This is a genomic window from Fredinandcohnia onubensis, from assembly GCF_002734285.1.
In the GTDB taxonomy this organism is placed as follows: Bacteria; Bacillota; Bacilli; order Bacillales; family Bacillaceae_L; genus Ferdinandcohnia; species Ferdinandcohnia onubensis_A.
Map to the genome: position 1 here is coordinate 164820 of NZ_NSEA01000019.1, position 24462 is coordinate 189281.

Genomic DNA, 24462 nt, shown 5'->3' on the forward strand with positions numbered 1-24462 from the left:
ATAGGAGGTTCGTATAATTGGCAACTTCAGCTCTCAAGTCAAGGAAAAATGTATATCGTGACTGGTTCATGAGTTATTTGTTTTTATTGCCAGCACTTACGTTTTTCATCATTTTTGTACTGTTTCCGATGTTAAAAGGTGTTTATATTAGCCTATTCGACTATGACATTACTAGTTTTAAATTTATTGGGTTTGATAACTATATTACGCTTTACCATGATGAGGTATTTCACAAATCGTTAAGGAACACCGTTTTAATTGTAGCTGTTGCAGTCCCTATCATCATTGCATTTTCTATTTTTGTGGCCATGGCCATCTATAAAAAGGCTGAATTTATTCGATCGTTTTATCGAGGGGTGTTTTATTTACCTGCAGTCACCTCTGTTGTTAGCGTAACGGTTGTCTGGGGTTGGATTTATCATCCTAACTATGGTGTGCTTAACTACATTACCGGTTTTTTTGGATTTGAACCGATTTCTTGGCTTGGAGATATAAGAACTGCACTGATGGCGATTACTGTCATTTTGATTACAACGTCTGTTGGCCAGCCGATTATTTTATATATTGCCTCATTAGGGAATATTCCTACCACCTATATTGAAGCAGCACAAATTGATCGGGCAACATCGGGACAAATCTTCCGTAAAGTTATTTGGCCTCTTTTAATGCCGACCAATCTATATGTCATTGTCATCACAACGATTAATTCATTTCAAATTTTTGCTCTTATACAACTACTAACCTCAGGTGGTCCTGTATATAGTACTTCGACAGTGATGTATGGCGTATATGAACAAGCCTTCTTACTTGGTAACTTTGGATTAGCTTCTGCTATGGGTGTAGTTCTGGCAGTAATCATAGGTCTTATATCTATTATTCAATTTAAATATTTCGGCAGTGATGTTGAGTATTAGAAAGAGGGGAGATAAGTGTGAAAGCTCAAACACAAATTAACGTGAATGGAAAGTTGAATAGGAATGGAAAGAAGCAACACACTGTAATAAGTGCGTTACGAAAGAACATAAGTGAATTGAGTTTCTTTAAAGTGTTTTCGACCATTATTTTAATCCTTTCGGCAGGATTCTTTATATTTCCTTTTTATTGGATCATTACGGGTGCATTTAAACCTCAGGTTGTGGCGACAACTATACCGCCTGAATGGTTTCCGCTCCAGCCAGTTCTTGATAACTGGATAACACTATTTAATAACCCGGTATTGCGCTGGACATTCAACAGTTTCTTTATTTCTTTCAGCGAGATGGTGGCTGTATGTTTTGTGAGTGCAACAGCGGGATATGTCCTTGCAAAGAAAGTGTTTCCTGGACGCAAGCTGATCTTTGGTATTCTGATTGCCGCAATGGCATTACCTAAACAAGTTATTCTAGTTCCACTATTTACAATGCTAGCAGACTTCGGATGGGTGGATACATATCACGGATTGATCCTGCCTGCAATCGGTTGGCCGTTTGGAGTATTCCTGATGAAACAATTTGCCCAAACCATACCAAACGAACTCATAGAAGCAGCAAAAATGGATGGGGCTAGTGAAATACGAACGTTTTACTCGATTGTTCTTCCAATGCTTAAGCCGGCTATTGGTGCTTTGGCTATCTTTACGTTCATGCTAAGCTGGAATGACTACTTTAGCCAACTTGTTATAACGAGATCAACAGAAATGATGACACTTCCTCTAGGAGTGGCAACGATGCAAGGCGAATATAAGACAGACTACGGAGTCATGATGGCGGGAGCCACACTTGCATCCATTCCAATGATTGTCATATTCCTATTATTCCAAAAATCCTTCACACAAGGAATCACACTCGGTGCAGTCAAAGGCTAATGGGACACAGGTCCCTTGTCCCACCAAATATAACCAAACGACTAGCAATCAAGCAATTGGTTGCTAGTTTTTTTGGATTGGCATGTAGAAAAAAATGCGGTTCGTAGGCTTAATACCTTATCACGCAATTATTCCTGCTTAAGGTGCAATTCTTCAAAATAAAACGCAATTCCCCTGCGATAAAACACAATTACCCGAATTAAAACTCAAAAATCATCACAAAACGCGCAATTCCCCACCATTGGAACAAAGGGAGGTCCCTTGTGCCACACCAAAAAGCCTAACGTGATGTTTCAGAACCGCACGTTAGGCCTTTTTTTATAACTCTTGAACAATATTATTTTGTTATCCTACACTAGAAAACAGTCTTCATATCCCACTTTGATATATACAATCTCTTGTTATATTCGATTCTTTCCTCAGGGAAGTCTTCGCGGAAGTGAGCGCCTCTGCTTTCTTTTCGTTCTTTCATAGCTGTTAAGAGGATGGTTGCAAGCTCGATATAATTTCTAGCTTTCATTGTCCCTTTTCGTTGAGAAGGTTGATTCATATAGGTTGCTACCGAAAAGTTCGCTCTTAATTCCTCTATTTTTTCCAAAGCAAAGGATAAACCTTCCTCGTTACGAATCACATTGCCGTGATACCACATGATGTTTCGTATTTCATCGATTACTTGACGTGGGGTATATACTCCATCATTTATGGCCCATCCTGCGCTAATCTCATCAAGCTCAATTTGTGGGTTCACTTGCTGGAATTCGTTCTCCTTTATATATTCATAGCAAGCACTTGCCGCTCTTTTTCCAAATACCATACATGAACCCGTTGAATTTCCTCCAAGTCGGTTCGCTCCTTCAACTCCTGCTGAAAGCTCACCAATGGCATATAATCCATTCACTCCGGTTCGTCCGCAGGAATCAATCACAACCCCACCATTACTTGCATGAGCAAATGGTGCAATCTTTACCTCATCCTTCACCACATCGATCCCTTTTTCTTTTAACCAATCTAAATAAACGGTAAAAAATTGCTCTTTGCTATCATAAATTTCCTTGCTATAAAGCAATCTATAGCCTTTTTCATTATGATCCTTGATAATTCGTTTCATCATGGCAATGTCAAAATATCTGGACACAAATGAATGTGTAAAGGGTCCATGGGAACTTCTAACATCAAGTACTTCTCGCTTATCTACTCCAGAAGGTAGATGCTCATCCAGTATACTTTTACCCTCATCATCCACGATATCAACACAATACGAGAGTGTTTGCTCTCCAAATAGCGTTTTATAATTTGGAGATGTAATCCCAGGAATAAATTGAATAAATTCCATATTTACTAGTTTTGCACCGGATTCATACGCAAGGATATGGCCTGAACCATCCACGTCATTTGGGTTTAGATTATGCTTATAAATACTACCAAATCCACCACTCGCAAGAATGATCGCTTTACAGTTAACAAAAACAAATTCTCCGTCCTTATCAATTAGGAAAGCGCCAACAATTTTTTCATCTTTTTTTACTATCGAAAAAACATGACAGTTTTCGATGGTTTGAAGACGATCATACTGACTGAAAATCTCATTTACATTTTTACGTATCTTCTCCCAGTCCTGTAATAGGTAGATATCTCGCTCATGATTTGCAAAACATGCTTTCCTTGTCCCACTTAGTTTAGTGACGTCTATCCCTATTTCTTTATATTCTTTAACTGCCTCAGGGATTTCTTCCACATACACTCGTGCAAGCTCATCATCGTGCATGCCGTGACTGACCGCCTCGATATCTGATATAAATATTTCTCTATCCGCTTCATCTCGGGTCACCTGAGTACCTAATGAAGCCTTTAATGGAAAGAAGCTGGAGCCAGATACAACAATTGTTTTAGTCGTTAATAAAACATCTACTCCCTGATTTAACAAATCAAAGCTTGCCTTTATTCCTGCAATCCCAGATCCAACCACCAACACATCTGTTTTATACGTTTTCCTAACTTTCACTTAGAAGCACCACCTTTTTAATAGGTTCCTAGTCTCACAAATCATAATAGCATATTGCCAAATAAAAATGAAAATTTCCCCCAAAAATTATTGAAAATGGTGAAAATTATTTACAAAAACAAAAACTAGTGTTATATTTACCTTGAAAGCGTTTAAATTACATTTTTCGACGATTTAAGGGGGCAACAAAAGATGGTAATGGATAAATTTAAAGGTGTCTTCCCTGCTTTTTATGCTTGTTATACTGATTTGGGAGAGATATCTGAAGAGAGAACGAAAGCTTTGGTTGATTACTTTCAACAAAAGGGTGTAAATGGATTATATGTTGGAGGTAGCTCAGGCGAGTGCATCTATCAAAATCTTGAAGAAAGAAAAGAAACACTCAAATATGTAGCGGAACATGTAAAAGGAGAAATGACGTTAATTGCCCATGTTGGTGCTCCATCAACACGGGATAGTGTGGAATTAGCTAAATATGCTGCCGAATTAGGATATGACGCATTATCAGCCATTCCACCAATTTACTTTCGTCTACCGGAAAGTTCCATTCATAAATATTGGTCTGACATTATGGATTCGACAGATCTTCCGTTTATTATTTACAACATACCTCAGACGACCGGATATAATCTTTCAATGAATCTATTTAAAGAATTACTAAAGAATGAAAAAGTAATCGGTGTTAAGAATTCTTCCATGCCTGTTCTTGATATTGAAAGATTTAAAACGACTGGTGGAGAAGAATTTATCGTATTCAATGGACCTGATGAACAATATGTTTCTGGTCGTTTAATCGGTGCAGATAGCGGTATTGGTGGAACATATGGTGCGATGCCAGAACTTTATTTAAAGGCAGAGGAGTTCGTATCAAGCGGACAATTTGCGAATGCTAGAGCCATTCAAAGTGATATTAATGACATTATTATCGCTTTAACCTCACTCAAAGGGAATATGTATTCCGTTATCAAAGAGGTTCTAAAATTAAGAGGATTAGAACTTGGAGGTGTACGTGCACCATTAGAAGTAGTTCATGAGGAAGAATTATCACAAGTTGAACAAATCAAAGTGATGATTGATGAAGCCATTTTAAAACATTGTTCGTAAGCGTTTACGGATTAATCTATTATTCTACCATTTCAAAATGGAGTGAAGAAAACTAGCTATGAAAAAAAGAATCGTGTGCTTTGGAGATTCAAATACTTGGGGATTTAATGCTGCAAATTTAACTAGGTTTTCTGAAGAGATTAGGTGGCCATGCCTTTTGCAAAAGAATCTAGGGGGTGATTACCAAGTAATAGAAGAAGGTTTATCTGGTAGAACGAGTGTAGTAGATGATCCATTATTTGAAGGATTGAATGCGTTTACCTATATTCATCCGTGCCTAATGAGTCATTCGCCTTTGGATCTTGTGATTATAATGCTTGGTACAAATGATACAAAAGAAAGGTTTGGACTAACCGCATTTAATATCGCCCAAGGGATTACTAGATTAGCACAAAAGGCAAGTAGAACAGCAGCAGGAATTGATGGTTGCTATCCGAAAGTATTGGTAGTAGCACCACCACCAATCGGTAAAGGTTATGATAGTAGCAATGTTAGACATTCGATGGGAGAACATTGTGACATAAAATCAGAAGAATTTCCAACGTATTTAGAAGAGATGTTACTCCGCGAAAATATTCACTTTTTGAATTTAGGCAAAAAAGTATCAATGAATAACATTGACTATATGCATCTAGATGAAGTGGGTCACAAGCTTACTGCACAACTAGTCCAAAACAAAATAACAGAGATAGTTGGAGGGGGAAATAATAATGTTTAAAAAATCTTTATTATCCATGGTAAGTTTTATGTTACTTTTCTCGATTTTTTTAACAGCTTGTAGTAGTGACAAAAAGTCGGAAAATGCTTCAAATGAAAAAGACAATGGTAAAGACACAGTTGAACTTTCTTTATGGCTAACACCACAATGGAAAGGTGTTTTAGATGGTTCTGAAGAAGGCGCAGATTATGATAGCTTCTTTAAACATGCGGCTGAGAGATTTTCTGAAGAATATGATGAATACAATGTAAAAATTAACGTTGAAGTCATTGCTTCAGACCAAAGGGACGAAATGCTAAACGTTAATTTAAATGGTGGTACACCTCCAGATATTTTCTATGAAAGTGTATTTGCTATGGGAGATTATGTTCACAGAGGTGCTCTAGTTCCTTTAAATGATATTGTGGATGATGAAGCAAAAAGTGATATTGCTCAGAGCTACTGGGATACGGTAACTTTTGGGGAAGATATCTATTTCTATCCGTACTCACATATGCCTGGTACGTTAGTCTATAACGCTGATATGTTCAAAGACGCAGGTCTTGAAAAATATATCGGATCTGAAGATGAGATTAAAACGTGGTCATTAGAAGAGTATGAAGAAATTCTTAACGGACTTAAAGAAAATACACCTAAAGATAAATATTCAAATGCATTCCCAATGGGTCTATATGCTTTAAATAATCAAGGAGACACTTGGAATCTTGCATATTTAAGAATGTTTGGAAATGAATTCTTTGATGAAAATGGCAATATTGTACTTGATGATGAAAACGGTGCCAAGGCCACAGCTTGGTTGAAGAAAATTTATGATGAAGGCCTAACGAATCCAGGTGCTGAATCTGTATCATCAAATGATGTAAATGCAATGTTTCAAAACCAACAACTTGGCGTTAGTTTTACGAACTCAGTGCTATTTAATAACTTAAAAGCAGATATGGAAGGCGGAAATGTGCCTGAATTTGATGCAAGACTTGCTAATATTCCATCAGCTAGTGGTGACCCATTATCATTCACTTATGTAACTGGTGCTGCTGTATTTGATACAGGGGATGAAACAAGAATGAAAGTGAGTAAGGATTTTGTGAAATTCTTCTCTTCTGATCCTGAACTTGTGAAATCATCTAAAAATGGTGTACCTGTTCGTACGAGCGTAGCTGATCAATATAAAGACGAAAATCCATTATTTGCTGCATATGACGCAAACGCAGAGTACATGTTTAGTTTTACAGGAAACGTACCTGGTTATAGTGAATTAAGACAAGTACTATATCCTGAGCTTCAAGCATTATACATCGGAGAAAAAACACCTGAAGAAGTAGTCGCTGATTATCAGAAAAAAGGTAATGACGTAATTGAAAAGTCAAAAGCTGACTCGGTAATCTTTAATAAATAGTCGAATTTAGTTTCTATAAGTAGGCCCCAGTTTTTTGGGGCTTACCTATTGGAAAGGAAAGGGTGCTTATGAAAGTAAATCACCATGCAATAAAGCGCAATCTAACTGGCTACCTTTTTATTACACCACAACTTTTGTTTTTTTGTATATTTCTTGTTTATCCAATTTTTGAAGGAATACGCCTAAGTTTATATAAAATTAACTATCAAAATATGACGTTCGTTGGATTTGATAACTATACTGCGTTATTTAATGACCCAGTCTTTATGAAGGCTACGCTAAATACGGTTGTCTTTGTTGTTGCAATCGTAGCATTAACCGTGACATTTGCTTTATTTGTTGCAGCCTCTATTTTTGATAAAAATTCTAAATATGTATCGTTTATTAGAGGAAGTTACTATATACCTGTTATGGTCTCAATGGTTGTAATGAGTATGATTTGGAGCTTTTTATTGAATCCTGCTAACGGACTCATCCCTTATTTTGCTAGGGAACTGGAATTACCAGTTGTTAACTTCCTTGGTGATAAGAACTTAGTATTACCAGTGGTTATCTTTGTAACATTTGCAACAAACGTTGGTCAGGCTATTATTCTCTATATTGCAGCTATGATCGGTGTACCAAAAGAATTATTTGAGGCAGCTGAAGTTGATGGTGCCAACCGTCGTACCATTATTTTTAAAATATTGATACCTTTAGTAAAGCCTATTACTTTATACATTATCATTATCAACATTATTGCCGTATTAAAGATATTCGTAGTTATTCAGCTATTAACTGGTGGAGGACCAAATAATGCTTCCACTACATTAATGTATTTCCTTTACAATAATGCATTCAAATACAATCAACTTGGCATAGCATCTGCTGTAGGTGTAATTATGTTTGTTATTGCACTTTTATTATCAATTCCACAGCTTAGATCTATGTTTAAGAAATAGAGGTGAAATCAATGTTTAAAAGAAAGAATAAACGCAAAAGAGATGCATTCGACATAGTCTCTAATATTATAGTCATATTTTTTGCGCTCTTAAGTTTATTTCCTCTGTATTGGCTAATTACTAGTTCTCTAAAAAATAGTGCTGCTGTTGTAAAAATGCCACCAGATTGGTTTCCAAAAACATTTAACCTTGATAACTATGTCGACGTATTCAGTAATCAGCCCGCATTACAATGGACTTTCAATAGTATCATCGTTTCATTAGTATCGACAATTGCTTTGATTATTGTAAGTTCCTTGGCTGCATATGCTTTTTCAAAACTACAGTTTAAAGGGAAAAATATCATTTTTATTATTTTCATTTCAAGTCTAATGGTACCTAAAGAAGTATTGATTGTTCCGTTATACCGTATTGTTGATAGCATGGGAATGGTTAACTCACTTCATGGAATGATTTGGCCAAACGTAGCAACTGCTTTCGGGGTATTTTTATTAAAAGGATTCTTTGATAATATACCAGATTCATTGAGAGAGTCTGCTAGGATGGATGGGGCAAGTGAGTTAAGAACATTTTTCAAAATTATGCTCCCAATGGTGAAACCAGGTATTGGTGCACTGTTTATTCTTTATTTTGTACAGGTATGGAATGACTATGTCTGGCAATTAGTTATTGGACAAGATGAAAGTGTTAAGACGTTAATGGTTGGTACAGCAACACTTATGCAGGACTTGAATCCAAACTTCGCCTATAAAATGGCCGGTGCAACAGTGGCTGCGATACCATTGTTAATCATCTTTATTTTCTTCCAACGTTATTTCACTGGTGGTTTAACAGCGGGTGCAGAAAAAGGATAATTGCAGAACGCTCCCACATGAATGGGGGATAAATGCAAATAGAGTATACCATTCAGTTGGGTTCAAAAATCCATCTGAAAATAAAGGAACTCAGACTAAGAATTCCACATTTAGTGGTTACGTCTGAGTGACCTACCTCGTGTAGGGTAAAAAAATCGTGGCGAAATGATCTTATATAATGGGGATGTTTTTTTATGACAACGAATGCAAGCATACTTGAATCATTAAAAGGGGAACTTATTGTCTCATGCCAGGCTCTTCCTGAGGAGCCTCTACACAGTCCGTTTATTATGGGAAGAATGGCATATGCAGCTATGCTAGGAGGAGCTAAAGGTATTCGAGCTAACAGTGTGGAGGACATAAAAGAAATTAAGAAAACAGTGAACTTACCTATCATTGGTATTATCAAGAGTGTGTACGAGGGTTCAGATGTTTTCATTACTCCAACCATGAAAGAAATTGACGCGTTAGCTGAAGAAGGTGTGGACATTATTGCACTGGATGCAACGAAACGGGTGAGACCTGATGGAATGACGATTAATGAAGTATTTCCGCTCATTAGACGAAAATATCCTAATCAATTATTTATGGCAGACTGTTCAACATATGAGGAAGCAGTGAATGCATCTGAATTAGGTTTTGATTGTATTGGCACAACACTAAGCGGGTATACCGAATATACAAAGGGAGTTTCACTACCTGATATTGATTTGGTTGGCAGATTGACAAATGACTTTTCAATTCCTATTATTGCTGAGGGTGGCATTTGGAGTCCGGAAGAGTTAAAAACGGTCTTTGATCTAGGTGTGCATACCGCAGTTGTTGGAACTGCAATCACAAGACCAATGGAAATTACGAAAAGATTTGTTGCTGTCATAAAATAAACCGTCTGGACTTCGAAAATTGGCAGGTGAATGAAGTGAGAATTTTAGCTGCAGATATTGGTGGAACATCGATTAAGCTTGGTCTGTTTGATGAAAGTGGAACGATTGAGGTATTTAAAGAATTCGATACGGAAGCTAAAAAAGGCGGACCGTATGTGATCGAGAAATTGATTCATTTTATCGAGGAGTTTACCGATTTTGATGCAATCGGTATTAGTACTGCAGGACAAGTAGATGCTACAACAGGTACAATTATATATGCCAATGAAAATATCCCGAATTACACAGGTATGAATGTTAAGGGTATTTTGGAAGATAAGTTTCATGTTCCTGTCAAAATTGAAAATGATGTAAATGCAGCAGCATTGGGAGAAAATTATTTTGGTATTGGCAAGGACTTTGAGGATTTCCTTTGTTTAACCTATGGAACGGGAATAGGTGGAGCGATTATTGTAGATTCTAAGATTTACAAAGGTAAAAAAGGGATTGCCGCAGAATTCGGTCATATGATCTCACATCCTTCTGGTTTGTTGTGTGGTTGTGGTCGTAAAGGTTGCTATGAAATGTATGCCTCGACTACCGCATTAATCCGTAACGCACAAAAGATAAATAAAGAGTTTACGAATGGCAGAGTCATTTTTGATACGTACAATGAATGTTCGAAACTTAAAACTATCGTGAACGATTGGGAAAATGAGGTTGCTATAGGACTAGTCTCATTAATTCATATTTTTAATCCATCAGCTATCATACTCGGTGGTGGTGTAATGGAACAAGAAATGCTCATTGAAAATGTCTCTAAGAAGGTTAAAAGCCTTGTAATGGAAAGTTTCTCAGATGTTCAGATCGTGAAAGCAACTCTAGGAAATAAAGCGGGGTTATTAGGAGCGGTATCCTTGCACCTACAAAACTAAATTCGTATAAATGTTAGGGGTGACCCATGGCTAAAATAGATATATTTTCAACTATCCAATCTAAGTATGAAGAATTTACAAATACAGAGAAAAAGGTTGCTGACTATATACTAGAAAATAAAGATAAAGTGGTATATATGTCAATCACCGATCTAGCAGATGCTTGTAATGTGGGGGAATCAAGCATTTTCCGATTCTGTAAATCGATGGATCTTAAAGGATATCAGGAATTTAAAATTGCACTAGCCCATAGTACCGCACTGGAGAATGAAACCCCACAACTAGCTAGTGAAATTACCTTGCAAGACACAATTGAAGAACTTTCATCAAAGATATTAACAGCAACCGTTAATACTCTTACAAAAACGCAAAATTTAATTAACTTTTCTGATATTTGTAAAGCGATCGATTTACTAATTGATGCCAAACGAATTCACTTCTTTGGAGTCGGATCATCATCAATGACCGCTATGGAAGCTAAAAATAAATTTATGAGAATTACGAACAAAACGGATTGTTCTTTCGATAGTCATCTACAAATCATGTCGGCTGCGTTAATGTCAAAAGATGATGTTGCCGTCATAATTTCTTATTCCGGTTCAACAAAAGATATGATTGAATTAGCGAAGGTTGTAAGGGAAAGAAAAGCAAAGATTATCGTTATCACGAGGTTTGCCAAATCTCCTTTGGCCGGTTACTCTGACATAACTCTCTTATGTGGAGCCAATGAGGGCCCACTACAAGGGGGAAGTCTAACAGCTAAGATTTCACAGCTTTTTTTATTAGATGTACTTTACGCTGAATATTTCAAACGAACAAATGATTTGTCAATTAAGAATAAAGAGGCCACTGCAAAAGCAGTAATCGAAAAGATGCTGTAGGGTTAAATGTTCACAAAAAAGGGTTGTTAACTCAAATGTAGATTTGGTGTTAACAACCTTTTTGCATAAGTGGGGGCACATTTTCATGAATTTATCTCACCATCATCTTCAACATCTTGAAAAAACACCTTAGTAGACACATTGAATAAGCGCTGTTAAAGTGGGGAATTCGGCATAATCGTATCTGGGAAAAACAAAGGCACAATGAGTGAATAAAATCCCCTCTTTGTGTCTTTTTGTATTAAGCTAAACTGGGGAAGGGAACCCGACCCTCTGTCATAAATTATTTTTAGTTGAGATAGAAACTCCGGTACTTTAAGATATAGGTTAGTAAATGAAATACATAGAATTAGTCTTTAAGGAGAATTTAAAATGAGCACGATTTATACAACCTATCAACTTTCGGAAAGGTTTGAAGTGGCTTTTAACCAAATACATGACTCGTTAAAATCTATTGTTAAGATTCAGGATGATAGATTCAAAGTACTCTTAGATGTTGGTTCGAGGAAGCATCAAATCATTAGGGAATTTTACGACGACTTAAAGCAATATGCAAAACTTCGAAACTCCCTTGTGCATGATAAAAAGCAGCTAGGGTTTTATATTGCTGAACCTCATATCGATGTTGTCAAACAAATTGAAAAAATCGCGGCAATCTTTAGTCGGCCTAATGTTGCACTTGCGATTGCAACAAAAGAGGTAATAACTGTTGGCTACGAAGACGATCTCATCGATACGTTTCAAACTATTAAAAGGTATGGATTTTCGCAATATCCTGTTTATAAAGGGAAAGAATGTGTGGGGCTTCTTAATACTGGGGACATTGTGAGATGGGTGACCGAAAACGTAACAACTACAATTGTTGATTTGTCAGGTATAAAAGTAAAGGATGTCCTATCTAGCGTCCGTCAGCATCCAATAGATTTTGTTGCAAAATCTATCGATATCTTTTCAATAGAAGATATTTTTGAGGAAAAACATAAGAAAAAAATAGATTTAGAAGCTTTATTATCACGGAAAATGGAAAAAATGATGAGATTCCATTAGGTTTGGTTACTGCATGGGATTTGATTGAGATTGATTATACTAATTAATCTTATAAAAAAAGGTCCAACGAGCTGTTTTTTAGTGCTCGTTGGGCCTGTTTGTGTTTTTAGTTGGTTTGGGACCCCGTATCCCCAACTGGGACAAGGGACCTGTCACTAAGTCCCACTATTTTTTCGTAGTGTACGAGTCTTGTTTCGAATAGTTTCAATGGGTCGTAGTAGACCTCTGGGTTTGATTTCATTTTTGCCAATGTTTCTTTGTCTTGTTCTATACGGTCTTTTGTTTGGTCGATTGCTCGTGATAGTCCATCTAAAGGTTCTTTGTAGAATAAGCTGACATCCTGTGGCAGTGACCTCTTGAAGAAGTCGAATTGCTGCCAGAACTTACTTTGAATGGATTCAACTACTTCCGCGTAAGACGCATTTTCTACATATTTTTTATACTGGTTGAGCATATAAGATTGCTGCTTTTGTGGTAGCAAGCCCAACACTTTACCTGCACCTTTCAGCAATACTTGCGCTGGATTGTGGCGAAGCATGATGTTTTCCTTATCAATTTGGATTTGATAAGTCATGCGACCAATGTCTCGGCGCCAGTCCTCAACGACTTTAAAGTCACATTCCAACTTGAGCTCTTTTTCAGGATAGACCTCAGACAGTGACTGAGTCATGTCATCTAAATATTCTTGAGTCGCAACCAACTTCGAATTGGATTTTTCGAGCCACTCTTGAAGCTTAGTTGAGAGACCTGGTATAACCTCTTGATGGAATAAACGCTGAATTTCTTCGTTCATTTTTTCATTTAACTCAATATGCAATTGGTTGAGGTTGCTGTCTTCTCTAATAATCTCCGAGCAGCCTGTAAGGATCTTTGGTATTTTTTCAGAAAGATCTCGTTTAACGTCCGCGATTACTTTGGAGAATGAATCCGTAATCTCTTTACTCTTCTCGGTTTCCTTATCATGAAGGCTATTTAAAAATCCAGCTAACCTTGTATTGTATTCTTCATTATGCGCGATTACATCGAGTAATTTGTTCTCTGCATCTGCACGTTTTTTTAACAGGCTGGAAATCACTTTTCTCAGTAAAAATAAGGTTTTTCCAACACGATAATTCGTTCCGAAGCCTACTTTAATATCACGTAAGAAGTTCATGTTTCTTACTGAATGAATCATCGCTTCAGGGAAATATTCATTTATCTTCACTGTGTCCAATGTATTACGCAATACAAAATGTACCGGAGTATCCTTTGCGCTATGCTTGATTTGCGCAAGATAGTCAAAATCAGTCTCTGACAGGCTTTCTGCATCGCTCACGAATAATACGCCATCGACAACTGGTAAGAAGCCGAACGTTTTTCGCTTCTCCATAAAATACTCTTTATATCCAGTGGTATTCAATCGTAGTTCAGACGTTCGTAACTGGGCAGATGGCACTGTCACCTCTATAATAGAGTCTGGAGAAATTGCTTCCTCCGGACTTGGTAGGGGATGACGACCAGCGTCCGACACGTCGGCTATTCCTTTTTCTGCTCCGTATTGAATGCTTGTATAATTAGTAAGAGTTGGAGTCAATAATTCCTCATCTAAAATGGAATTTACAAATGAAAACTTACCTTTTCCTAAAACAAGTAAATTCGTTGTTTTCGTATCAAAAAGTTGATCGAAGCCCCATACTAAACGGTCGCTCGTTTCGATATTATTTTTTTGAGCCCAATCAATGATTGTTTTCATAAAGTGTTGGCATTCATCCAGGGATAATGAACGGCTATGTGCGTTTTCTAGGACAATTTCTGCCTCTTTTACGATGACCATTTTGATGGCAGAAGGGAAAATATCATCCCACGCAAGGATGGCTGCAGCTGCAGCTAACCCATTTGTTGCAGTTGTTGTGTTTAACCAATTGACCAGTAATTTTGGCATTAGCTGTCCGATATCACGTAGTAAATAATCACCAGTCGTTAATCCAAGATACGCTTCCTCGAATAAATGAGTAATGGAATGCCACTGCTCGTACGGATTGATCTCTAAATCCTTCATGATTTTTACGATAGCTTGAAGCCAGTTTAGATATTCGCTCGTATTCTGGTAGTTTTTCCAAACAGCAGCCATTAGCTGTTTAAATCTTGCCTGGTCCAGTTCATATAGCTTGCGCAACACCGAAACGAATGTATCAGGTGCAAATGAACTGCTATGCCCTAATTCGCAGTAATCAATTAAAGCGTCAAACCATTCAAGACCCTCTGTTCGCTTCGTTTCATTGATCGCAAGTTCAATCGCATTTTTCCAATCTTCTTGTTCCTCATAAAAATGCTTGGCAACCGTTGTAATGTTTGGATAATCGGGATTTCCTTCAACTGCTTCCTGAATAACACGGTAGGCTGCATCAATCTTGTTATCCTCAAGATAAAGTGAAAATAAGCTTAATGAAACTTCACTTGTCAGGATTTTATTTGTCGAAATAATCGAGCCATACACTTCTTCCGCATTCGAGAGCAAGCCAAGCTCATAATACGCATCTGCAATATTTTTCTTCGCCCACGGCTCTAGGTCGTTCGAGATATTCTCCCACTTATAAATTGCCGCCTCATAATCCTTGTAATGAAAGTAAATTTCCCCTTGCGCAAAGCGTATATAGGACAGGTCATACAGCTCCTTTTCCTGCTCAGCCATATATGCCTCACCAAGAATCTCAACCGGATGCCTCGTGTCATTTTCAGAAATAAACGTTTGATAATACGTCTTCGTAATAAACTCATGCTCAGATGTCATTTGTAAACCTCCAATGCTAGGACAGTGGGGTCGAGCCGGCGGGGCCTTGCCCATTGGGCGAAGCCCCATGTCAAGGTCTCGCCACGCTCTGGGACAAGGGACCTGACCCTGTGTTCCACTGTCTTGTGATGTTTAATTTGGTTCATTGTTTATTTAGGGTAGTCGTATACCCAATCATATATTAGTACGTTTTAAAAGCTGATTTTATGTCGATTATTGGTGAATTTAAAATACTAAACTATTAAAATGAAGTTTGCCTTAAAAGGATTGTACTAAATAGGGGTGTTTTGTTCAATTAAACGTCTTTTTAGTGGTGTGTGCTGAAGGAATAAAAAGCGATGTAAAGGATAGTGGGATGACGGACCGGTCCCTCACCAAAACAATAAGAAGGACCAAATCATTTGACTTGGTCCCTTTTCATATTTGATAATTTTTTATTTTTTTTTCTATTTAATGTTTTATCAGTTTCATTCTTTTTCACCTTATATTTAAAAAGTTCTCTTAAAAAAATTGCTGTTAATGTTATCAGTTTAATAATAAACAGAATTTTCCTCATGATATCCTCCGATTTCCTACTCCTGAGAATTGGACGGCTCCTTCTGTATTTTACCATACTTGCGTAATTTAAGTATTCCTAAATAGTTGCAAAAAAATGGGTCAAGGGGACAGGTCCCTTGTCCCTGTAAATAAATGGTGGGACGAGGGACCTGTCCCTGCGTCCCAAAATGGTAGTTCATTGAGTTGCCAAAGTCCAATGAGAAGGGGGAGTAATATAATAAGGTAAATTAAGTACACTGTGCCACTATTTTGCTGTTGTTGTTTTCTAACTAAAATCAATGCAATTATCATGGGCACCATCAATCCACCAGTTACTCCAATTAAATTGGCAACTGCATCTAAAAACTCAGCACTCCTGTTGACAATGTATAACTGCCGATACTCCTCGAAAATACCCAGCAATACTAAATAAATCCAAACAATCCGTAAACTTTTCACCAAATAGGAACGGTCGATAATCAAAAGGATAAGAACTCCGATGAAAAAAGAAATGAAAAAGAACAGCAAGAAATGTCCAACTTTATCGGCACCGAAAACAAGATCATAATTTATGTTCAATTTAGATCACCCTAGCATGATTATGGACTGTTAGGGAGAGGTATAAACATGATTGGTAATAAAGGACTTAGGTATGGGGGCTAGTCGTCTAGGATGGAGTGACAATGGATTGGTGAAAAATTACAACGATTGTTTATCTTCGTTACTCCAAGAATGAACCAAGCTGGAACGTAGGATCTGTGCTGATATCAATGACCAAAAGTACAAGCTGGGACAAGGGACCTGTCCCTGTGTCCCACTCGACAAATATCACCCTAATGTCTCATAAATTTACATCATCTGACAATACTAGTGTAGTATAATAAGATGAATTGAGACTTTAGGAGGATAAGGAATGAATACAAATACCCCGATGTTAGAGGACCTTTATAATCATGTTCGTACTCTGACTGGTAACTTACTTTCATCTAACCTGGATGTTTTAAAAGATACGAAACAAGATGAGTTGAAAGATTCCTTTATTAAATTGCTGAATAAATTAGCATTATCCTTGTTAACAGCGGAGCGGCAAATATTAGCTGTAACGGGTTTGCAAGGTGCTGGAAAAACAACCATCATTAAGGGTTTATATGACATTGACGATCAATTCTTGCCTGAAAACATTAGCCGAGGGGAACAACTGCCCGTTTTAATTACTGAATGGGACAGCGATAATACTAAAGGTTTTGTCCATCGAGGTATTCAGGACGCTAATAATGAGATGAAAGTGGAAGAGGTTGAGTTATCACCCTCTGAATTTAAGGATACATCTATGAGTCCGAAGCGAAACGATATTTGGCTTGAGCTAAAGGTGCCTTTTCGATATTTAAGAGACGAGTCAAAATCGATTGCACTGTTACCTGGTTTCGAAAAAGACCCAAGTGTACGTTCCCAGGAGTTATTACAACATATCCTACATTTATCAACCTCAAGCATTACTGTGTTTCGCAAGGATACATACGCCCGACAATCGAACACAGATATGATGAACCAGGTGCAGGAAATCTATAAATCAGTCAAACCCATTTTTGTTCTGTCACATGGTGATATCAATCCAGAGCAAAATGATGCAATGAAGAAGAACCTCATAAAGGATTTCGGATTACCAGAGACAGAGGAAGACCGTGTTGTCATTTCAGGGAACACAAAGATTTACAAAGAGCCATGGAAAGAACAACTTATACTTGCCATTAATAAATACGCCTATTTAACAGATGCTGCCGAAAGAAAACGGTATGAACAAAAGATGCAGCTGTTCAAGGATGTACAAGCATTAATTGTTCAATTAGAAAAATTATTGATTAGTCAGGAAGCAAAGAGTTTACACAGAGGATCTGGTTCATACCAATTGCTAGCAAGATTTGAAAGAGAGTACGGAAAAGCATTAGACAAATTAGAGGAAACGATTGAAGATACATTAAACAGCCGAGTTGAAAAGGCACAAAAGGATTTTGATATTTTTGTACAGCAGCATGAATCATTTTGGAAGGGAATTTACTCAAAATTTATAGCAACTGAGTTAAAAGACCAACAAAAGTTGAGAGACGAGCTGAACCGCATTTGGAAAGAAGCAGCACCAACACAACCAGAAGAACAAATTCTTAATATCGTTACAAACTATATCAATGAAAAAGGTTCAACATTACTGGAGGAAAATAGTAAAAGTGAAAAGTCACTTTCGCCTTCTCTTGCAATAGGTGAATTATCATTCGATGACGCAGTTGATGATTTCCTCGTAGAGGACGAAGACGAAGAATTTGAGCTTACACCTCTAACAAATAACCAGGCTCAGACTACGAAAGTAGAACAAAAAGAGACATCAATCGACCGCATACAAAATTTTTTCTCAACTGAAGAGAAGAATCAGGTGCCTGTTTTAGTAAAAGAGGATCTAGAAACATTGACTGTAATGGGGACAATGCTGTGTCGTCAAGCCTATATTGGACAAAGTGTTATTAAAACAGCAATTGAAGCGAATCAGTTGAATGCAACAGTAACTCAAGAGAAGTTAGATGCAAGTATATCTGTAATGGAGGACATTTCAACCAAGGTGGAGGCACTTAAGTCATTTACACCAACGATTTTAAAAAGCATCCCGATTATTCTAGGGGTAGACGTAGCTTTAGACGGTGAACTAGATACGATAACACGAACTACCACAGCGCTGGCAAGTATCGGATTAACCATTACGCCACTGCAACTAATAGGGGTGATTGGTGGAGGACTGGCTCTTGCTTATACAGCAAATGCTGTAAAAAAGGGTGTCCGGACAACCAATGAACGCCAGCTTCAGTTATCACAGGCTGGCAGTCAGGTTATCCATCAACTCCCCAAAATACAATCAGAGGCCTTTATCAATTCACTTCGGAAAATTTTTGAAACAATGGGCGATCGTATTCTTGAACAGCACGAGAAGTACCTTGGGGTATATGAACAGGATGGAGAGTTGGAAAAAATCCGGTACTCTATTACTAAAATTGGATTAATGAATCGAAAATTAAGAGAAGTGGAGTTCAAAAATGCAGAATTTATTGTGCAATCTTGAGAATCATAAATGGGATTGGACGGTAGAAGCGGTAAAGAAATTTAAAGAAGGTTTTATCCGATTTAACCCTTCAGAACATACGAAGGATCGTGTGCTAATTGGTGTCTATGGCCCTACGCAGGTTGGAAAAACAACCTTCATTTTAAAATTATTAGGGATTAAGGAAGAGTATTTCTCTTCCTTATCTACTGCTTTACGCGGAAAGCGGAAAATGGGGAATTCTGCTACCATTACGTGCACCATGTATAATGAATCAGAGGATTCCCTGTACAAAATTATTTATCCAAATGGAAAAGAAATATCGCTTGATACTTTAGCAGACCTTGAAGAAGAGATGCAACATGTACGCCAAGAAATTGAAAATGATGAAACCTTCTCATTAGAACCACTACAAATACATCTGTCACGAGAGCTGTTTTATGAAAAAGGGAATAGCGATCGAAAAAGGGATTTTTCCATAATTGACTTGCCCGGAGACGATAGCAAGGAAAAAAACGAGATTCACCATGTTAATCGGATTTTAAAGGAATATCTCCCGCGATGTAAGGTGTGTATTTTAATGGAGATTGCGAGTCAGATGACCAATTTAACTCAACTCAAACGTGAATTTGTTCGTGATTGGAATTACCTCCCTTATCATTTTCGGGTCGTATTAACTAGAAGTGTGACTAGTTCATCTGTACAAACTGGTATCGAAGTAGGTGAGATAGCTTCGGCAGATGGGTTTGTGTCCTATTATCAAGAAGAACTTTCAAGGTATTTAGAAACGGGTTCAAAAAACATCCGCATTTATCCACTTGAGTTTGGCGATTCTTGGTTTGATTTAAAAAGACAAGTACCAACAATTTTTAGCAAAGCAAATGTGTGGATCGAAGATATTTTTCAAGAATTAGAGGCTGATTTATCTTCGGTTTCATCTCCAGAAAATGAAATTATGCAGTTGAAAAATTTAGACGCGTATATTCTCAAGAAAAGTGAGCAGGAAAAATCACATTTAGAAAAAGAAATAGAGCAAATTAAATCTGAAATCAAAGAAACGAGAAATGTGATTGATAGTAAGGGGTCTAAAAGTACTCTTTTAGAAGATCGTATAAAAGACATCAAAAAAGAGTTAAAGGGATTAACCAAGCTTGCAATCACGAAACCGGAAAAAATAACAATAAATAGATGGGATGATAGACATCGAAGTTTACGAACAACGCGTGCTTTAGATAACGAATTTCTTTTTCATCTAGATAATTTAAAGGAAGAATTTGAAAAGCAGTATCAAAAAATCATGCGAACCTTTTTGATTATTGAAAGGACTCATCATTTAAAACTAGATCCAATCCAATTCGAATTTACTGAAAAAAGTATATCTTTCACAAATCAATATGTATTAGAGACTTATTATAAGCGAACAAATTTTAACTATGATTGCTATCGAGTGGAGTCATTATTACATGAAATCATTCTTGAGAATTATCAAAAAATGCTTCAAGCTTTTGTAGCAGCTGGACAGAAAGTAGCAGTCGACTTAAATCGGTATCTTACTATTTTAGAATATAAATTAGGAGAACTAGCTGATGAGATAAGAGATAGTCAGACAAGTCTTGAGGGCTTACGCATAAAACTGAGTGATAAGAAGAACGACAAGCATCTAGCAGAAGCTGAGTGGAACAGAGATCTGGAACGATCTAAGCAGCTTACCAGCTATATCCAAGCGTCTTTTCTAGAACAATTTGCGAAATATCAAGAAGCATTCCAGATAGCATCAGTAGAAGAAAAGTGGTTATATCACCAGTATTTCAATATATTAATTAAGCAAGCAGAAAGGGTTTTAGAGGATGATTTCTAATGCATCGGAAAAAATCGGTGAAACGTATCAACAAGCGGTAGAATCTTTAAAGAAGTTAAACAATGAATTATTTTATGATGAGTTAAAAACCAACATGGAACGTCACGAAGGTAAGATGCAAAGAGAATATGAAAATGTGAAAAACTTGTTGGAAAGTTTGAGAAATACGATTGACCATGTTCCCTTTCAGCTTGGAACAATGGTGGAAGAAAATAATAATAAACTAGTGGGTTTGCAGGAAGATAATTTAGATGTCCTTAACAAAGATGTAATCAAGCTATTCGATGAGAAAAAGGCCCAGTTTGATGAAATATTAACAGGAATGGGCGCATTTCAACAGAACTTGCAAACCATTTTTAAACACTATAAAAGTATTTACACAAAGCAGAATGAACGCTTTGATTCATTTATTTCTAACCAAGAAGGTCATTACAATCAATTCCTGCAAGATAATAAAGATTCGCACGAAGTATTCAAAACGGATGTAGTAAAAACAAACGAAGAACATTATAAGGAAACAATCGATCTTTTTAATAAGAGTTTTAATGAAGTTTTTAAACAGATGGCGGTTCATTTACGTGTACTTGAACAACAAACGACACTTATAAAAGAACTTAAAGAACAACTAAGCCTGATGTCGAACCAACATACAAACGACTTGCAAAACACATTTAATGAAAGTAAAAGTCATTTGAACGAACATATAAACTCACTTACAGCACAACTAACCAAATACCAAGAAACCCAACAAAGCGACCGATTAAAATTTGAAACCATCCTAAACGAACAAAATAAAAACATCGGCATGCTTAAAAAAGTTACAATCGGAATGTCCGTCGGAACCATCATAACCCTTGGCGCCCTCGCCGTATTCCTTTAATGAATGAGACAAGGTGGGGTGGGTCAAGGGGACAGGTCCCTGATATGAATCCACCTAATGCTCTCACTTATTTACCAGAGTTTAAGGTAAAAGCTGTTCTTTCATACATTGGGGGCACTTCTCCTTAGGAGATTTTTTAGGGAGAATGGTATATCCCTTGATCTACTAGATATAGATATACTTAGAAAGAGATTGTTTCAATGGAAGGAAATATATGATGAACAAGGTGAACTGGGGTTACTTTTTAATAAACGAGGTTCAGGAAGAAAAAAGTATAATAATCCTAAAGAGTTGTCTGTTGAAGAGAAATTAAAGAGAGTGGAAGCTCGTATTAAGCTTTTGGAAGCTCAAAATGACTGCTTAAAAAAGCTGGAGGAACTCGAAAGGCAGGCGATGAAGAAAAAACATTACTAACTCCTTCTCAAAAATTTGGACTGATTAAATCCACTTTAGAAAAATATGAATTAAAAAGACTGGTAAGCTATATTCAAGTTAAATCACCCTATCAGGTTCATGGACTGATAGGGTGATTAATAAACATGATTTGATATATAGGTCTTAGGGAATGAGGCCACCTCGACGTTTTCCTCTGTAACCATCATAAATGTCTTAGGAAGTTTATTTCTAGTTTTTATTATAATGATATTTGGCTTTATAATTTATGTACAAAGCAGGGATTACACTTTCAAACAATAGTTTGTTTAGTGGATTAGTTCAAATACGTAGGCGGATTCAAGTCAAGACTTATTATTGTTTACTTTTATAGTTATATATGTATGTCTTTATAGAATTCTTTGGTGGTTAATAATAAATAATAAATATTTAAAGAGGAGAGAGTTTTCATTTATAAAAATAATTACTTTGGTAAAAGTTATTGACATAAAAAATTAAAACATAAATAAGCGAGATTTTTTTAAAAAAACTCTAAATTATTTTCAAAGTAAGTAGATATAAACCTATATGAAATTAAGTAAAATCAATTATGAATGAGAAAAATTTCTTTAACCTTTATTGTTTCTACTGCTTAAATTATAATTTTTGAGAACACTTCCTTAATTTCGAATTAAAATTGAAGCCAAAATAATAATAAAAAGATAAAATAAATTGGCTATTACTTTACACATAATAAAAAAATAATTCCTATTAAATATACATAATTTAATTTAATATTAGTGTTGGTCAAATAGGAGGTATTGAGAAATGAGTATTTTTAGTAAACAACCTAAATCCGTTAAGAAAACATTAAGATATATACAACAAGATGTACAAAGTGTTGAAAAATTGGAAGAAATACAAAAAGTGATGAATGTTTTTATTAAAAAAAGAAGGGAACAATTACTGAAACATAGTGATTTACAAAAATAAATTTGTTTAAGGCTTTTTGGTGTTTATTGTAAATTCGTTCTGATGGAGGTAATTATGAATGATTGTGAAGGACAAAATTTTCAAGATTTTTAGTATTGTTAAGCTAGGATTCCTATTTATCATTGAAATAATTTTGTACAAGATAAAAAGTAAAGGAAGATCTTAAGAAAATCAACTTCACATTAATTACTATAAATTATCATCTAAATTTTAGGTGTAGACACAGAGTTAAGATTCATTTAAGTAAGGTCCAATAACTAAAATAACTTAATGGACCTTATGTTTGGAAAGAAAGGTAATTTATCTCATAAGCTATTCGCGAATATTGTCGTTGCTGCACTTACTATGATGGCTGCTATTGGAAGTAGGATATAAAGAAGTGTTTTATTTCTCTTTCTTTTTCTTTCCATTTCTTCTGGAGTTACCCATGAACTCATTCGTTTTTCCTCCTCGTTTCGGTAGCTGGCTGACTTAGTCGATAGGACTTTAGTCCCTGTAGCTTTGCGTCCTCACGTTTCCGTGACTTTGCTATGATCCAACGATTTTTCAAATCCTGTTTTATTATCGTCGTATTTTGTCGAATTGTAAATAGTTCTAATTAACTATGCATCTAGCATATTATGGTATTTGAAGAAAAGTTAGCTGTCGATTCGAACTAATAATCCCCTGAAAATGTTTTCCTATTATCTCCCATATTTTTATAGTACAATAGTCTCGGTATTCTGCTTCGTAAATGACTATTGCCTTGAGTCAAGCAATAGACGAAGTATAAAATCATACACTTAAGAAAAGGCGGAATGATAAATCTAACCATCTAATAATATTTTGATGTAGTAGGGAGTTTCAAATGTATAAAAATATTTCGTGGATAGCGGTAGTTCTATGGATGGGTTTGATTTTTATTCTTTCACACCAACCAGCGGTAGAATCCAATCAACTAAGCACAAAAGTAACTGAAGTAATTGCCTTAAATATAGAAGGTACTATTCAAACCAAAGACATTGATATTACTTATCTCAATATATTTGTCAGAAACAATGCTCACTTTTTTGTTTATTTTGTATTGGGTATCTTAATAGTACACGCAATTAGAAGACATAGCTTGAAAGAAATAAAGGCGGTATTATACGCATTTTTACTGTGTGTTCTTTATGCAATATCAGATGAATTCCACCAAATATTTATTGAGGGTAGAGGAGCAGAATTGACAGATGTGGTAATTGATAGCTCAGGAGCGTTTGTTGGAATTGGAGTATATTTGATTGGAAGTAAGATACTAAGAATAACAGGATTGTATCATATAGTACAAAAGCTGTAGTTATTTTCCTATTACTATCAAATTCCGACAAATATTAGAAATAATAAATTGCTAGATTTACCTAAAAC

Annotated in this window: 21 protein-coding genes and 1 riboswitch; of the genes, 17 read left to right on the forward strand and 4 right to left on the reverse strand. The window is 36.2% G+C overall.

The genetic code is table 11. The features are described from left to right. Positions 1–17: 17 nt before the first annotated feature. Both CKJ95_RS18035 and CKJ95_RS18040 read left to right on the forward strand, forming a co-directional pair. The gene (locus CKJ95_RS18035; protein ID WP_445079849.1) at positions 18–914 is read left to right on the forward strand and encodes a carbohydrate ABC transporter permease; all 897 of its coding nucleotides are present in this window, start codon (positions 18–20) and stop codon (positions 912–914) included. Positions 915–931: 17 nt separating this feature from the next. After that, complete coding sequence (locus CKJ95_RS18040; RefSeq protein ID WP_257215847.1) at positions 932–1843, forward strand: carbohydrate ABC transporter permease; 912 nt, start codon at positions 932–934, stop codon at positions 1841–1843. Positions 1844–2198: 355 nt separating this feature from the next. On the opposite strand, the gene CKJ95_RS18045 is transcribed toward CKJ95_RS18040, so the two are convergent. After that, on the reverse strand, positions 2199–3845 hold the full coding sequence (locus CKJ95_RS18045; RefSeq protein ID WP_099354822.1) for an FAD-binding protein: 1647 nt from the start codon (positions 3843–3845) through the stop codon (positions 2199–2201). A 192-nt stretch (positions 3846–4037) separates the two neighbouring features. Here CKJ95_RS18045 and CKJ95_RS18050 point away from each other — a divergent pair, with 192 nt between their 5' ends. The 9 genes from CKJ95_RS18050 to CKJ95_RS18090 all read left to right on the forward strand — a co-directional run bounded on the left by CKJ95_RS18050 (position 4038) and on the right by CKJ95_RS18090 (position 12584). Continuing rightward, positions 4038–4949 carry a dihydrodipicolinate synthase family protein gene (locus tag CKJ95_RS18050; RefSeq protein ID WP_099354823.1) on the forward strand — a complete coding sequence of 304 codons (912 nt, stop codon included), beginning with the start codon at positions 4038–4040 and terminating at the stop codon, positions 4947–4949. A gap of 58 nt (positions 4950–5007) precedes the next feature. Then, positions 5008–5667: a GDSL-type esterase/lipase family protein gene (locus CKJ95_RS18055; RefSeq protein WP_099354824.1), complete on the forward strand. Its 660-nt coding sequence runs from the start codon at positions 5008–5010 to the stop codon at positions 5665–5667. After that, positions 5660–7063, forward strand: a complete 1404-nt coding sequence (locus CKJ95_RS18060; RefSeq protein WP_099354825.1) for an ABC transporter substrate-binding protein — start codon at positions 5660–5662, stop codon at positions 7061–7063. The genes CKJ95_RS18055 and CKJ95_RS18060 overlap by 8 nt, the downstream gene beginning before the upstream one ends. A gap of 68 nt (positions 7064–7131) precedes the next feature. Further along, positions 7132–8004, forward strand: a complete 873-nt coding sequence (locus CKJ95_RS18065) for a carbohydrate ABC transporter permease (protein ID WP_099354826.1) — start codon at positions 7132–7134, stop codon at positions 8002–8004. A gap of 11 nt (positions 8005–8015) precedes the next feature. Then, the gene (locus CKJ95_RS18070; RefSeq protein WP_099354827.1) at positions 8016–8858 is read left to right on the forward strand and encodes a carbohydrate ABC transporter permease; all 843 of its coding nucleotides are present in this window, start codon (positions 8016–8018) and stop codon (positions 8856–8858) included. Between the two features lie 194 nt (positions 8859–9052). After that, positions 9053–9742: an N-acetylmannosamine-6-phosphate 2-epimerase gene (locus CKJ95_RS18075; RefSeq protein ID WP_099354828.1), complete on the forward strand. Its 690-nt coding sequence runs from the start codon at positions 9053–9055 to the stop codon at positions 9740–9742. Between the two features lie 35 nt (positions 9743–9777). After that, positions 9778–10656 carry an ROK family protein gene (locus tag CKJ95_RS18080; protein WP_099354829.1) on the forward strand — a complete coding sequence of 293 codons (879 nt, stop codon included), beginning with the start codon at positions 9778–9780 and terminating at the stop codon, positions 10654–10656. A gap of 26 nt (positions 10657–10682) precedes the next feature. Beyond that, complete coding sequence (locus tag CKJ95_RS18085) at positions 10683–11537, forward strand: MurR/RpiR family transcriptional regulator (protein ID WP_099354830.1); 855 nt, start codon at positions 10683–10685, stop codon at positions 11535–11537. Positions 11538–11909: 372 nt separating this feature from the next. Beyond that, a complete protein-coding gene (locus tag CKJ95_RS18090; RefSeq protein WP_099354831.1) occupies positions 11910–12584 on the forward strand; it encodes a CBS domain-containing protein in 675 nt (224 codons plus the stop codon). 106 nt (positions 12585–12690) lie between these two features. Here CKJ95_RS18090 and CKJ95_RS18095 read toward each other — a convergent pair whose 3' ends face one another. After that, entirely contained in the window at positions 12691–15354 is a 2664-nt protein-coding gene (locus CKJ95_RS18095) for a GTP-binding protein (protein ID WP_099354832.1), read from the reverse strand. Positions 15355–16011: 657 nt separating this feature from the next. Further along, positions 16012–16470, reverse strand: a complete 459-nt coding sequence (locus tag CKJ95_RS18100) for a VanZ family protein (protein WP_099354833.1) — start codon at positions 16468–16470, stop codon at positions 16012–16014. Between the two features lie 334 nt (positions 16471–16804). On the opposite strand from CKJ95_RS18100, the gene CKJ95_RS18105 reads away from it, so the two are divergent. The 5 genes from CKJ95_RS18105 (at position 16805) to CKJ95_RS18125 (ending at position 23076) form a co-directional block, all read left to right on the forward strand. Further along, complete coding sequence (locus tag CKJ95_RS18105) at positions 16805–18994, forward strand: hypothetical protein (protein WP_099354834.1); 2190 nt, start codon at positions 16805–16807, stop codon at positions 18992–18994. Beyond that, positions 18969–20831, forward strand: coding sequence for a hypothetical protein (locus CKJ95_RS18110; protein ID WP_099354835.1), 1863 nt, complete (start codon positions 18969–18971; stop codon positions 20829–20831). The genes CKJ95_RS18105 and CKJ95_RS18110 overlap by 26 nt, the downstream gene beginning before the upstream one ends. Beyond that, entirely contained in the window at positions 20821–21711 is an 891-nt protein-coding gene (locus tag CKJ95_RS18115) for a hypothetical protein (protein WP_099354836.1), read from the forward strand. Before CKJ95_RS18110 ends, CKJ95_RS18115 begins: the two co-directional genes overlap by 11 nt. Positions 21712–21903: 192 nt before the next feature. Then, positions 21904–22125, forward strand: a complete 222-nt coding sequence (locus tag CKJ95_RS18120; RefSeq protein WP_142353960.1) for a hypothetical protein — start codon at positions 21904–21906, stop codon at positions 22123–22125. Between the two features lie 786 nt (positions 22126–22911). After that, positions 22912–23076, forward strand: a complete 165-nt coding sequence (locus tag CKJ95_RS18125) for a LytR family transcriptional regulator (protein WP_099354838.1) — start codon at positions 22912–22914, stop codon at positions 23074–23076. A gap of 305 nt (positions 23077–23381) precedes the next feature. Here CKJ95_RS18125 and CKJ95_RS23900 read toward each other — a convergent pair whose 3' ends face one another. After that, the gene (locus tag CKJ95_RS23900) at positions 23382–23513 is read right to left on the reverse strand and encodes a hypothetical protein (protein ID WP_257215848.1); all 132 of its coding nucleotides are present in this window, start codon (positions 23511–23513) and stop codon (positions 23382–23384) included. Positions 23514–23530: 17 nt separating this feature from the next. Beyond that, a riboswitch (cyclic di-GMP riboswitch) is annotated at positions 23531–23616 on the reverse strand. Positions 23617–23923: 307 nt separating this feature from the next. Between CKJ95_RS23900 and CKJ95_RS18130 the strand changes: the two genes are divergently transcribed. Beyond that, positions 23924–24394, forward strand: coding sequence for a VanZ family protein (locus CKJ95_RS18130; RefSeq protein ID WP_099354839.1), 471 nt, complete (start codon positions 23924–23926; stop codon positions 24392–24394). Positions 24395–24462: the final 68 nt, after the last annotated feature.